We start from the raw sequence: 12,945 nt of genomic DNA, 5'->3' as shown, positions 1-12,945 counted from the left end.
ACCTATGTTGCTATGATTAGCTAGGGCAAAGTCAAGGGCTTGAATATACTCGGTTAATTATTTCCAAATAGCACTTCATGGCGGTAGTCATCGCTCCCGGCACACCAGCCCATTTTTTGTGGTTTCGTCTTTTTCTTTTTGTCTTTATGCTGGTTTAACAGATTCAGAGCCAACCGCCTGAAGCAGGCTATATTGATGGCGGAATTACCAGCGTACATTCTCTGATCATCCTCCCTGAACGTCACATCCAACACATGATGCTGACTGTTTTCTATGTACCAGTGGCGTCGGGTAGCCTTCATCAGTTCGTCAAGCGTCAGTTGTTCAGTACAGACATAATAATGGGTCTCATGGCTGGTTTGTCCTTTGACAGAGCGTTCTCTCACCACCGCGGCTATCGTTTTCAGGTCTGACCATTTTTCTTTTAGTTGCCCCTCAAGGATGAGGTCTGTTGACCAGACCGTGCGGGTTTCTTTTCGTCCATGTCCGGTTTCACTTTCGCTTAAACTGGCCTGTTCTGCCTCAGGTAAAGCCCAATATTTCTGGAACAGTGTATCTACCGCCTCAAGTAACGTGGGTTGATTTTTCTTGCACTGTACCAAAGCAATCCCTTTTTGTTCTTTAATCTGGTGGATAGTCTCTACCTGACAGTGAAGTGCGTCCAGGGTCAGAATAGCCCCGGTAATGTCCAGCGATTCAATTAACTCCCGGGCCATTGCCAGCTCATTTCCTTTGCCTCGTCCGGCTTTGTGATACAACACCAGCCCCTGTTCCACATCAAATGCAGAAACCATGCTCAATGGCGTTGAGCCGCTATATTTCGCGACACCTCGTACATCTTTGCCGTCAATAGCAATATGTTGAAACTGGCTTTCTTCCCTGACCGCATTTACCCAGGAAACCAACGCTGCCATTAATGATTCAGGCACCATAGTTCTGATGATACGGGCGACATTTTGTTGGGTGGGTATCCCGTATTCAAAAGGCAGATATTGTCTTAGCCAGTCCAGTCGTGTTTCGCCAAAAACATGAATATCAGCCCAGGATTTACTGCCACTTATGAGGGCACTTATCAACAGGAATGACATCTCCAGCACAGGATAATCCTGATTAACATGAGATCGGGTATCAGACACTTTTTGAAGATGAACAAGAATTTCCATGACGCGACCTTTATGAGAGATAAATCGGGCCAGGATGGAGTGAACAGAGTTCAGTGTAAAGCTATTTTATCGGCTTATGCCACAATGTGATCGTTAAAGGGAGCGTTATATCAAAAAGTTTGATCATGCCCTTGGGCAAAGTCAAATAATTTGTCTGCTGTCTCTTGTTTTGGCCCATGGTCGAATGCGTGAAGCAAACCAAAGAGCTCCTGGTCGTATAGTTGGTCAGGAGCAGTTTCATCTAGCTTTTTTTCTCGTTCAAAGCGTACAAAGTAAGGCTCAACTGAATTCTTACATCCAAGGCGCTGGAGCTTAGTACTCTTTTTAAAAGTAACCTTCAGCAAAAAGAGTAAATGTTTGTTTTCTGGTTCGCAGGAATCAGGAAGAAATTCAACAAATTGCTGATACTTTTTGTATTGTTGACTATCTTCATTATTGTACTCGATGTCCATCTTACCGACATAGGAAGAATTGAGCTTGATAACGTGGTAAAAACTGGGGTATTGCTCCTTGAGAGTTTGTAATACCAATAGGTCGAAAAGATCTATCTCTCCTAATAGCCCATCCTCTCGCCATATTTCATTCACACGTCGACATATTTGTTTGGCTGTTCTGGGACTTTTAATTAAGTAGTCTAATGAGTTCAATATTTCTTTATATTCCTGTACTTCCTTAAACGCTGTCCAAGGATCAATTTTTTTGGTTAAGCTTGATTGGTATCTTGCAGGTAAATATATAGAACCATTTTGATTTTGTTCAGCACGCATTATCCACATAGATAATAAACGTCTGAAGATCTGAACATAGCTTTCTTGATTGAGGTCTTCTTTGTATGTACATATTCTGTTAATTATGTTGATAATGTCAGGGTTTTCACCGATGTTGATGATCACTGAAAACTGGCTAAATTGTTTCAGTTCTTCCATTAGGTTTGCTAGTTGATTTAATAGTTTATCAGGCTCTGAGTTTCTATCGACATCTTCAAAGACGATGAGTATTTTTGTGTTTGTAAGCTTTAACAAGTTATCTAAATATCTCAGTTCTTTCTGAAAGAATCTATCAGTTCTGGTAGCCAACTCCACAAAGCCTTTTAGCCACCCTCCTTTAACATGAATAGCATTTCGGTAATGTTCCGGTAAACCATTTACGTGACTTATGTCCGTCACACTAGCAACTTTATTTAAAATACCGTTAAGAATAACTGTTGAAGCTGAGAGTGGATCTCTACCCCAATTACCAATTTTCAGGGTTAACCATTGTGTATGTTTGAGAGATTTTTGCTTTAAAGGATTAGATAATTTCTGGCATAAAATAGTTGATATCGTTGATTTGCCTGTACCATGTTCCCCAACCATGGCAATTTGTTGTGGTACAACGGAGTGATTCAACCGGTTAATCAACCTGTCCACCACTTCTTCACGAGAAAACCAGAGCTGGTCAATATCTGTTATCGGTTCTTCTTTTTCGATCCATTTTAGAAGTGTATCGTCATCAATTTCATTTATGGAAAAAGCCTTTTTCACTGGCTCTGATTTTTCCTGTTTAATATTAGCAAGATGCTTCTTTATTTCTTTGCAAATATGCGGGATACCTTGATGCAAATAACCAACAAGAAATCCTCCGAATATCCAAATAAATGCTTCGTTACTAAAAAAATCAAAAAATGGGCGAAAACCTTTGAAGTTGAAAATGATAAAACATAATAAAGTGGCATAGCTTGCCACACCTAGATGGGGGTATCGCCAGTTAAACATTACAAAACGAGAAGGGTGCACTACGCCAGTGTTATACAGTAAGGCATAGAGTATTGAACCCGCCAAAAAGCCAAAAAATAGTCTTCCAAACTGAGGGAGGTTATTGACATAAATGATATATGCTTTGACTAATTCTGAATCACTGCTGTGTGAAAGTAATATATGAAAGACAGCATAAGCACAAAGCCCCAAAACGACCAAATCCCAATAACGCCTTAAGGTAAACACAATCAAAACTCATCGCTCCTTGAATGCAAACTTCTCTGAAAGCCAAATCCGCTTAATATTAGCTTTACTATAGGATAATTGAAAAGAAGTACTTCCCTGATTGTCACTATTAATAGCCCGTCATCTTGACGATGAACAACGATTTGTATTTCAAGCGAATATCGACGGAGTGCCTTATGACAAAAAAGAGGCTCAATAAAATTCCTGAGTGTCAGTTCCTGGCACAAAGCAGCCCTCTAACAGTCATCAATCTTACGTCAGCAACACGGTAAGAGCGGTCCGTCGGTGATTGTTACAACGATCAGACTTTATTGTCGCTACACAAAAACTAAACCTCTTGCCCCGCTACCCAGGCACTACTCCAGGCCCATTGGAAATTGTAGCCACCCAGCCAGCCGGTAACGTCGACTACTTCGCCGATAAAGTATAAGCCTTCGACGTCTTTGGCCATCATGGTTTTACTGGACAAGTGTTTGGTATCAACTCCGCCTAAGGTAACTTCGGCGGTGCGGTAGCCTTCGGTGCCGTTGGGTTGTAGCAGCCATTGTTCAAAGGCCTGAGCAACCTGTTGCAGTTGTTTACCCTGAAACTGTTTTAATGGTTTGTTGGCCAGATTGAAATAAGGGATTGCTGCCTGCACAAAGCGCTTGGGATAGATTTGTGCTAGTGCGGTAGCCAGTTGTGCATCCGGATTAGATTGCTGTTTCTCTGCCAGTATCTGCTGTAAATCGCCATTGGGGTACAGATTGAATTCTACCTTCTGGGCAGGTTCCCAAAAACTGGAAATTTGTAGTACTGCCGGGCCACTGAGACCCCGGTGGGTAAACAGAATATTCTCGTTAAAACAGGTGTTATTACATGTGGCGCTGGCATTAACAGAAATACCTGAGAGTTCGGCCAATACCTGCTTGTCTTTGTCGTGCAGGGTAAAGGGCACCAGACCCGCACGGGTGGGGCGAATGGTTAAACCAAACTGCTCGGCTACCTGATAACCGAAAGGCGTCGCGCCTAATTTGGGCATACTCAAGCCGCCAGTGGCAATCACCAGACTTTCGCACTGGTAGGGGCTATGACTGGTATCCAGCATAAAACCGGTGGTGGTTTTCTCGATATGGCGGATTTCGCATTGCATCTGGTGTTTAACATTGCCTTGCTCACATTCAGCCATCAACATGGCCACAATATCTTTAGCTGAGTCATCACAAAACCACTGACCCAGGGTTTTCTCGTGATAGGCGATATTGTACTTTTCCACCAGGGCTACAAAGTCCCATTGGGTGTAGCGGCTCAGGGCTGATTTACAAAAATGCGGATTGTCGGACAAAAAGTTCTCAGGTGAGGCATACATATTGGTGAAATTACAGCGTCCGCCACCGGAGATCAGGATCTTTCTGCCGGGTTTTTTAGCATGATCTAATAACAATACCGAGCGACCGCGCTTACCTGCTTCGGCGGCACAAAATAATCCGGCGGCACCCGCACCGATGACAATAACATCTGTTTTAATCAAGATAATTCCCCAGCTTCGAACGCGGCGATTATAGCGGCTTCAAAAAAAATTTGTCACACTTTGCCGCCGGTTGGTGACCTTTAGTGGTAGGCTCATGCAACCGGAGATTAATCATGACTGAATTAGTACAGCAACAATTATTTGAACAGGTGCTACTGGCACAAAAAGGCGATATTGAGGCGTTTACTCAACTGGTATCAAAAACACAGAATTTGGTTACCAGCACAGCCTTGTCGATTGTGCAGGATGTTCAGGCCAGTGAAGATGTGGCGCAAAATACCTTTGTGGCCGTGTGGCAACAAATTCAGGAGTTAAAATCGCCTGACAGCTTTCTCCCCTGGATCAGGCAAATTACCCGCAACAAGGCGAAAAACTATCTACGTGATAACAAAGTGGCTCGGCAAGAACTTCGCTCTGATTTTTACGATGATGAACTCAAAGATGAGATTCTTTCTACCGATTTGCAGCAGCTAGAAACAGCACAAATAAATCGGGTGGTGATGAATATTGTGTCGGAGTTAGCGCCAGAGCATCGCGATATTTTGATTTTGTATTATCGGGAGCAGCAAAACAGTCGTCAGGTGGCGCAATTGCTGGATTTAACGGAAGCGAATGTCAGACAAAAGTTACGTCGCATTCGCGCAAAGGTTAAAAAGGAACTGTTGGAAACTATTGGTGAGCAGTTACTGGCTACTGTTCCTACTGCAGGATTTACGGCCCTGATCACTTCCAGCATTACCACCAGTCTCCCTGCTGCTGCCAGTATTGCGTCAGGTAGTGCCTCACAATCCAGCGGTCTGTTTAAGATGCTCGCTCTGGGTGGTGGTGCCCTATTGGGGGGGCTGACTGCCATTGCTGCAATATTTTTTGCGGCCTGGCTAACTCAGCGAAAGCTTTCTGATGAGCAGCAAAAGCTGTTGCTCAGGAAACACGCCAGAGGGCAAGCAGGCTGGGTGTTGCTGTGTAGCGTTTTATTTGTTGCGGCGTATGCATTCAGCCACGGTTGGTTAATACCGGTGCTGGTTTATGCTGTTTTGATAGTGGGTTTAACGGTGCAGCAACGCGCCCTGATGAAGTTAATCAAAACGGGGGTAATCAAGAGTGATTCACGGCAGTTTGTTGCGGGTTGGGTTGGTCTTTTGTTGGGCGCAGGTGTCGGATTTGGGGCCATGATAATAGGTCTTATCAACAGTGGTCGGCTGGTATTGGGATAGTTGGCCCAATGCCAACTATCACCTTTGAATACGAGCTTTACAGAGCAGCCAGGATGGCTTCGGCGCTGCTGACTTCAAACTTACCGGCTTCTTCTACCGCTAAATGGGTAACTACCTTGTTATCCACAATCATGGCGTAACGCAAGCTGCGAATACCACCAAATTTACCGGTTTGTTTCGCCAGCCCAATAGCTTCACTGAATTCACCATCACCGTCGGCCAGCATGGTTAAATGCTCGGCGTTGGACGCCTTGCCCCAGGCTTCCATCACAAACGCATCGTTGACTGAAATGCAAATGATGCTGTCTACGCCTTTGGCTTTAATATCATCGGCGTGTACTACAAAGCCCGGCAAGTGAGCCTGCGAGCAGGTGGGAGTGAAGGCACCTGGGACAGCAAACATCACCACTTTTTTGTTGGCAAACAAATCATCTGTAGTGGGTTGTGAGCTTTCGTCATTTTCACGCAACATGAATGTATGTTCTGGTAGGGTATCACCGACTTTAAGCATGGATTTTTCCTGATTGAGATATGGAACCTGCAAGGTAGCCGGAAATGTCGTTTAATTCAAACTCTTCGTGCCGCCATAATAGCGTTGCACAATCTGACGATGCTGCCCGGTTTTTACAATCGCATCCAGATGTCGGCGGAAGCGATTGATGACCTCAGGCGCTACCTGTTTATTGAAGGCGAAACAGGTTTGCGAATCTGCAACAGTAAAGACACTCTCAAAATCCTCGGGGTTGCGCTCTGCATTGCGTAACATCTGGGGAGCGCCCAGTTCGTCGTAGGCGATGAGTTGCACCCGGCCTTTGTCCATTAATTCCAGGTTGGGACGCATGCTGGTATTGCTTAAAATATTAAATGGTTTGTTGAGGATGGATAACAGCGCCTGCTCACTGACATCTGAGCGCACCGTGCCTATGGTGTAATATTCCAGATCTGCGGCAGAGTAGATTTCAATCTGGCTGGATTTTTTCGCCAATAAAATATAGTGGGTATCAACAATCGGGCAGGCCCACTGGAATAAGGATTCTCTTGAGGGAATTCGGGCTACCGCAAATAACACAAAGTTTTCGCGATTTTGCAATTCAAAATAGGCTCTTGCCCACGGGTAGAGCACAATCTCCGGTTCCGCTTTTATCCCTTCCCGTTGCCAGATGAGTTTCAGTAAATCGATGGAAATCCCTTTGAAACGACCACTTTCGAAGTAGTTCATGGGAGCATAATCTTCTGTGGCTAGCTGTAATTGCAAAAATGGAGACTCCTGTGCCTGAACAGGAATGCCAAACAACAACAGGAGTACGAGCGAGCTGATAGTTTGTCGTAACTTATTGACTGACAACCTCATACTTTGCACACAATTTAGGCAGTGATTAACTGTTAGTATAGTCAGGAAATACGAATAACCAACTGAATTGCTGAACAAAAAGCGCTCAGAATTGGGCACTAAATTAAAGTTCTGGGTATTGCGCAGGAGGCATTATTTCAGGTAGACATCAAAGCGATGCTTTTTGCTTTTTATCTGCATACTGGGCGCAGTATCTGCCAAATATGGCGCGTAATCTGGCCGCTTAACTACGACTCTTTTTTGGGCAAGTTCCAGAGCAGGGGCCAATAAGTTGTCCGCATCTTCATCATGTCCCAGCAACTGCTGGAAAATCCGCATTTCTTTCTTCACCAAAGCCGACTTTTTCTTGTGAGGAAACATGGGATCGAGATAAATGGCCTCGGGTGCCTCACTTTGCCAGTTCTGTAGTAATTCGCTTGCCTGTCCCGGCATAAACCGCAGTCGCTCTGTAAAATCAGTGGAAAATTGTCCGGATGCCTGCGCTCTGCGTAGGCCATCCTGAAGTAACGCAGCTACAACGGGAGAACGCTCCAGCATGGTGACTTGTGCGCCTAATGTCATGAGCATGAAACTATCGCGTCCCAGCCCTGCTGTTGCATCAACAATGCGGGTTGCGCTGTTGCCTTTTAAACCCATTGCTTTTGCTATGGCTTCATTTTTGATACTGCTGCGACTAGCACGCCAGGCGATAGCGTCAGCGGTAAAATCCACCATAACTGCGCCCACTTTTGGTTGCGCGAAATCTTTTAAACCCAATTTGTTATCTTCGAAAACCAACGCCAGGCCTTCGGGCGGCGTGTTAACGAGGTCAAATCTGGCGTCTCGCAGAAACACTGGTAACTCGGTTGCCTCAGAAAATAATGGAATTCTAGTGGTCATGGCTAAGCTCTCTAGCCTGGTCGAAATTTATTCCGAATGGATTGCCTGATTCAACCACAGGTGTATTTGGTAGGTCGGAATTTATTCCGACGAGGTTGCAGCTAGGCATTACCGTATTTCTCTTTATAGGGCAGCCAGCGATTAATAATGGCGTTGGCATTGGCCGTGTGATGCTGCCACAAATGGCTAGCGATTTTTTGCACTTGCGGTATTAGCCAGGCATCCCGCACCAAATCGGCAATCTTCATATTGGCCAGACCGGTTTGCCGGGTACCTAGCAATTCACCAGGGCCGCGTATCTCCAGGTCTTTTTGTGCTATGACAAAGCCATCGTTACTTTCCCGCAATACGCCAAGGCGCTGTTGCGCAGTTTTGGATAAGGGACTGGAATACATCAGCACACAATGACTTTCAACGCCGCCGCGTCCAACCCGGCCTCTTAACTGATGCAGTTGTGCTAAGCCGAGGCGTTCGGCATTTTCGATAATCATCAGACTGGCGTTGGGCACATCGACGCCCACTTCGATAACCGTAGTGGCAACCAGTAAATCCAGCTCCCCCTGTTTAAAGGCCTGCATCAGCGCCTGTTTTTCATCTGGCTTTAGCCGACCATGGACCAGGCCAATATTTAGGTCTGGCAGGGCAGTTTGCAGGATCACTTTGGTGTCTTCAGCTGCTTGACATTGTAGGGTTTCGGATTCTTCAATCAGGGTGCAAACCCAATACACCTGGCGCTTTTGTTCATGGCAAACCGAGCGGATTCGTTCAATTATCTCGCCGCGTCGAGAGTCAGGCAATACCACTGTTTTAACCGGTGTGCGACCCGGCGGTAACTCGTCGATAATCGAGGTTTCCAGATCAGCATAGGCCGTCATCGCCAGGGTCCGAGGAATGGGAGTGGCGGTCATGATGAGCTGGTGGGGGAAGTAACCATACACTTCGCCTTTTTCCCTTAGTGCCAGTCGTTGATGTACGCCAAAGCGGTGCTGTTCATCTACGATCACCAGAGCCAGCTTTTGATATTGCACTTGTTCCTGAAACAGAGCATGGGTTCCCACAATCAATTGAGCACTGCCATCGGCAATCTGCTGCAAGGCCTGATTTTTCTCTTTGGTCTTTAGTTTTCCCGCCAGCCAGGAGCAGGAGATACCCAACGGCTCAAACCACTGGCTAAAATTAATAAAATGCTGTTCAGCCAGAATTTCTGTGGGGGCCATCAATGCCACCTGTAAGCCCTGCTCAATGGCGTGTAGTGCAGCAATGGCGGCCACCAGAGTTTTACCTGAGCCCACATCTCCTTGTACCAGGCGCATCATGGGACGATTGAGTACCAGGTCCTTTTCTATTTCACTGCCCACTCTTTGTTGGGCACCTGTTGGTTTAAAGGGCAGGCTTTGTAAAAAGCCGGGTAAGAGCTGTTGTGACCTGGGGATGCTGATAGCAGGATCAGCCTGGGTCTGATGTTTTACTTTTAGCACGCTGAGGTGATGAGCCAGTAATTCTTCCAGTATCAGCCTTTCCTGGGCCGGATGTTTGCCTTCCAGTAACTCAGTGACCGCAATATCCGGCGTGGGGCGGTGTGCTACTCTGAGGGCCTGTTTCATACTTAGCTGTTTGGGATATAGACCATCCGGTAACAGTTCCGCCAGTCCGCCTTTATCTAAAAGCTTAAGGGCTTCTTCGGTGAGATTGCGCAAGGTCAGTTGTTTTATCCCTTCGGTGGTGGGATACACAGGAGTCAGCGTTTCTTCTACCTGTTGATCTGCTTCGTTACTGAGTATGCGATATTCGGGATGCACCATTTCCAGCCCGTGTTTACCCGGGCGGGCTTCGCCAAAACAGCGCAGCAGTGTGCCTTCGGTCATGTTTTTGGCTTGGGCGGCAGAAAAGTAAAAAAAGCGCAGGGTGACAGAGCCGGTCTGATCGGCCACAGTGACCACCAGGGTGCGTTTGCGACCGTAACTGATATTAGCGCGCTTAACTTCGGCAATGATTGCCGCGGACACGCCGGGTTTCAGATCGGCTACTGGATAAATACGGGTACGGTCTTCATAGCGCAGAGGTAGGTGAAACAGCACATCCTGAACGGTTTTCAGTCCCAGACCATCGAGTTTCTCGGCCACTTTGGCGCCGACGCCTTTTAATTCCGATACGGGTTTTATCGAAAGAGATTGCATCTGAACAGCGTATATTCCCGTAAGTACTTATTCAATGGCTTAAGTGTCTAATAATACTGAATAAAAAACCAGTTGTTTGTTAAAAAACAGCGGATCCTGTTCAGATGACACACTTCGTCACGAAATTGTCTATAGTAGGAGGTGTCATAGAGAATAATAACAAGGTAATCCTTTGAGTAGTTTGTTTCGTCGTTTAACCGTTTATTTTAGTTTTGCAGCGGCTTTAACGCTGTGTACCTTGGTTGTCAGGGTGCAAGCGTTGCCAGATGGTGAGCCATCACCGCAGCTGGCTGAAACAGTCAACCAGATGTTATGGGTAACCGAACAATATCCTCCCTATCACTATCTGGAGAATAACCAGATTAAAGGCATTGCGGTAGATATCCTGGAGCAAATCTTTTTAGATTATAAAGTGCCTTTTAATCGAGACAAACAGGTGCTGGTTTTTCCCTGGGCGCGGGCCGTAAAAGAGATTAGTAATAATCATCAAGCGGCATTGTTGACCATGGCCTATACGCCTGAGCGCGATAATTTATTCAAGCTGAGCGAGCCTTTGTTCACTGAGCAAATTGCACTGATCTCATTAAAGAGCAGTGCACTGGAAATTACCCACTTAGACCAGATTAGCCAGTATGTGATTGGTGTGGTGAGAGATGATATTGGCGAGCGGTTACTCAAAGATAAAGGGCCAGGTGAAATTCATCTGACCCATGTACTCAGCTCTAAAGAATTGCTGCAAATGCTGATAAAACAGCGGGTGGATGCGATAGCTTACTCCCTGGATATCATCAGGTATCAACTGCGTCACCTACCCGGTAACAATGATCAGATCAAAGTTCAGCTTAAACTGGCGGAGTTGCCTGTCAGCATTGCTTTTAATAAGCAGGTAGATGCCAATCTGTTGCAAGCGATAAATCGCTCTATCATTGACCTGAAAAAAAACGGAACGGTGGAGCGCATTATCAACAACAGTGTGCAGTAGCGCTCCATTAATGGCCTGCTTTATTATTTTGCCAGGTCGAGCGTTCTGGCGGCCTGATAGAGTAACTCGGGCGAAATGCGCACCCGGAAGTTGGGATTGACGTAATTGAAGTGCACCAGACCTTGCTGATCAGCAATGTAAACCGCCGGAACCGGCAGAGCTACTTTGCTGGTGCCATCCAGGGCAACAAATTCGATTCCCATTTTATCGCGGTAGCGATTGGCGACGTCATCCGGTAAAAAGAAGCCGATGCCAAAGGCACTACTCACCGAGAAGTCCTTATCAGATAACAAGGTTACCTCAAAATCACTGTCTACTGCCTGCTCTTTCAATCTGCTTGGTGAATCCGGGGATATAGCTACTATGTGATAGCCCTGTTCCATGATCTTACGTTCAATATCCTTAAGTCCGGCAAGTTGGGCGTTGCAATAGGGGCACCAACCACCGCGATAAAAAATCAGTACCGTAGGTTTGTGTTTGATCAGTTCCTGTAGTTTTACCGGCTCGTCCTTCAGGTTATACAGGGTAACATCCGGCAAAGACTGGCCATTAAGCAGCGGACGGACTTGTTCGGCCGAAGCCGCAATCTGATCTGTGCCGGTAGCCAGCACGGAAAAATTAAATAAACAAAATAGCGCAAAAAGTGAAAATTTTTTCATCGAGAAACCTTAATAGATAATACATACCTTGCATGGACCTGGAATAAACCACTTTGCTTTCAATAAACACAACGTTCTTATCATTATCAATTAATTATTGATACAGATTCTTATTTAATCTTGATTATCATTAATTTTGTAAAAGTTAATATTGACCTTGATTGCTTTCAAAACATTAAGGGAGAACACTTTGATGAGGATCTGGGGATTTTTAGGTTTATATTGGCTTGTTAGTCTGCCCATTTGGGCGGAGCAAGCGGAGAAGTGGTCAGTGGTGGTTAGTGCTGGTGAAGTTGATTGGGGATATCTGAACCCCTTGCGAGGCGATCAAAGCCCTGCTGCCGCCAATTTGTGGGGCGATCGTACCAAAAACTCGGCAACGGGGATGCTGGTAAAATTTAAAAAAGGATTCGCTTCACCGCCTCATATTCACAACATCAGCTACCGTGGCGTGGTTTTAACTGGTGCCATGCATAATGATGATCCGCAAGCTGAGACTATGTGGATGCCACCTATGTCTTTTTGGACACAACCTGCTGGCGAAAACCATATCACCGCTGCCAATGGGCAAGACAACATGATTTATTTGGAGATCGATGCTGGTCCTTATCTGGTAAAACCCGCAGACACGCAATTTGACAATGGTGAGCGACCAGTAAATGTGCACCGTAATAATCTGGTGTGGCAAACGATGCCGGATTCAGATTCAGAAGTCGCCTGGTTATGGGGAGTTGTTCAGCCCGGCAAGTTGCGCGGTGCTTTACTTCAAATTCCTGCTGGTTTCAAAGGCATGCTGCACACTGATGCTGAGGAATTTCGCGCAATTGTGGTTTCGGGCAATTTGAATTATCAGTCCTCTGAAACAACACAAGAAACATCTCTGACAAAGGGAAGTTACTTTGCATCTTCCGGCCGATTTGCTCATCAGGTCAGTATTTCCTCACAGGAGTCACTGGTACTTTATGTGCGAAGTACTGAAGTAGTGAAAGTCTTACGAAGTGCTGAATAGACCGACCGGGAGTGTAAAT

At 45.8% G+C, this 12,945-nt stretch carries 11 protein-coding genes; 3 read left to right on the top strand and 8 right to left on the bottom strand.

Translation table 11 applies throughout. The features are described from left to right. Window positions 1–53: 53 nt before the first annotated feature. The 3 genes from ACXAD8_RS13675 to ACXAD8_RS13665 all read right to left on the bottom strand — a co-directional run bounded on the left by ACXAD8_RS13675 (window position 54) and on the right by ACXAD8_RS13665 (window position 4,655). A complete protein-coding gene (locus ACXAD8_RS13675; protein WP_475229601.1) occupies window positions 54–1,163 on the bottom strand; it encodes an ISAs1 family transposase in 1,110 nt (369 codons plus the stop codon). Window positions 1,164–1,273: 110 nt separating this feature from the next. Beyond that, entirely contained in the window at window positions 1,274–3,151 is a 1,878-nt protein-coding gene (locus ACXAD8_RS13670) for an ATP-binding protein (RefSeq protein ID WP_475229598.1), read from the bottom strand. A gap of 322 nt (window positions 3,152–3,473) precedes the next feature. Continuing rightward, window positions 3,474–4,655, bottom strand: coding sequence for a BaiN/RdsA family NAD(P)/FAD-dependent oxidoreductase (locus tag ACXAD8_RS13665; RefSeq protein WP_475229595.1), 1,182 nt, complete (start codon window positions 4,653–4,655; stop codon window positions 3,474–3,476). A gap of 113 nt (window positions 4,656–4,768) precedes the next feature. On the opposite strand from ACXAD8_RS13665, the gene ACXAD8_RS13660 reads away from it, so the two are divergent. After that, window positions 4,769–5,869, top strand: coding sequence for an RNA polymerase sigma factor (locus tag ACXAD8_RS13660; RefSeq protein ID WP_475229592.1), 1,101 nt, complete (start codon window positions 4,769–4,771; stop codon window positions 5,867–5,869). Window positions 5,870–5,906: 37 nt separating this feature from the next. On the opposite strand, the gene ACXAD8_RS13655 is transcribed toward ACXAD8_RS13660, so the two are convergent. The 4 genes from ACXAD8_RS13655 to recG all read right to left on the bottom strand — a co-directional run bounded on the left by ACXAD8_RS13655 (window position 5,907) and on the right by recG (window position 10,276). Beyond that, the gene (locus ACXAD8_RS13655; protein ID WP_475229590.1) at window positions 5,907–6,380 is read right to left on the bottom strand and encodes a redoxin family protein; all 474 of its coding nucleotides are present in this window, start codon (window positions 6,378–6,380) and stop codon (window positions 5,907–5,909) included. Between the two features lie 51 nt (window positions 6,381–6,431). Beyond that, window positions 6,432–7,124, bottom strand: coding sequence for a substrate-binding periplasmic protein (locus ACXAD8_RS13650; protein WP_475229588.1), 693 nt, complete (start codon window positions 7,122–7,124; stop codon window positions 6,432–6,434). Between the two features lie 228 nt (window positions 7,125–7,352). Next, complete coding sequence (locus ACXAD8_RS13645; RefSeq protein WP_475229586.1) at window positions 7,353–8,099, bottom strand: class I SAM-dependent methyltransferase; 747 nt, start codon at window positions 8,097–8,099, stop codon at window positions 7,353–7,355. Window positions 8,100–8,200: 101 nt separating this feature from the next. Beyond that, window positions 8,201–10,276 carry an ATP-dependent DNA helicase RecG gene (gene recG / locus ACXAD8_RS13640; protein WP_475229583.1) on the bottom strand — a complete coding sequence of 692 codons (2,076 nt, stop codon included), beginning with the start codon at window positions 10,274–10,276 and terminating at the stop codon, window positions 8,201–8,203. Between the two features lie 172 nt (window positions 10,277–10,448). Between recG and ACXAD8_RS13635 the strand changes: the two genes are divergently transcribed. Continuing rightward, a complete protein-coding gene (locus ACXAD8_RS13635) occupies window positions 10,449–11,258 on the top strand; it encodes a substrate-binding periplasmic protein (protein WP_475229580.1) in 810 nt (269 codons plus the stop codon). Window positions 11,259–11,281: 23 nt separating this feature from the next. Here ACXAD8_RS13635 and ACXAD8_RS13630 read toward each other — a convergent pair whose 3' ends face one another. Further along, on the bottom strand, window positions 11,282–11,917 hold the full coding sequence (locus ACXAD8_RS13630; RefSeq protein ID WP_475229577.1) for a peroxiredoxin-like family protein: 636 nt from the start codon (window positions 11,915–11,917) through the stop codon (window positions 11,282–11,284). Between the two features lie 193 nt (window positions 11,918–12,110). Here ACXAD8_RS13630 and ACXAD8_RS13625 point away from each other — a divergent pair, with 193 nt between their 5' ends. Next, the gene (locus ACXAD8_RS13625; RefSeq protein WP_475232963.1) at window positions 12,111–12,926 is read left to right on the top strand and encodes a DUF4437 domain-containing protein; all 816 of its coding nucleotides are present in this window, start codon (window positions 12,111–12,113) and stop codon (window positions 12,924–12,926) included. Window positions 12,927–12,945: the final 19 nt, after the last annotated feature.

Source organism: Planctobacterium sp. AWH2_060 (genome assembly GCF_056158425.1).
This window is presented reverse-complemented; position numbering and strand designations above follow the sequence as displayed.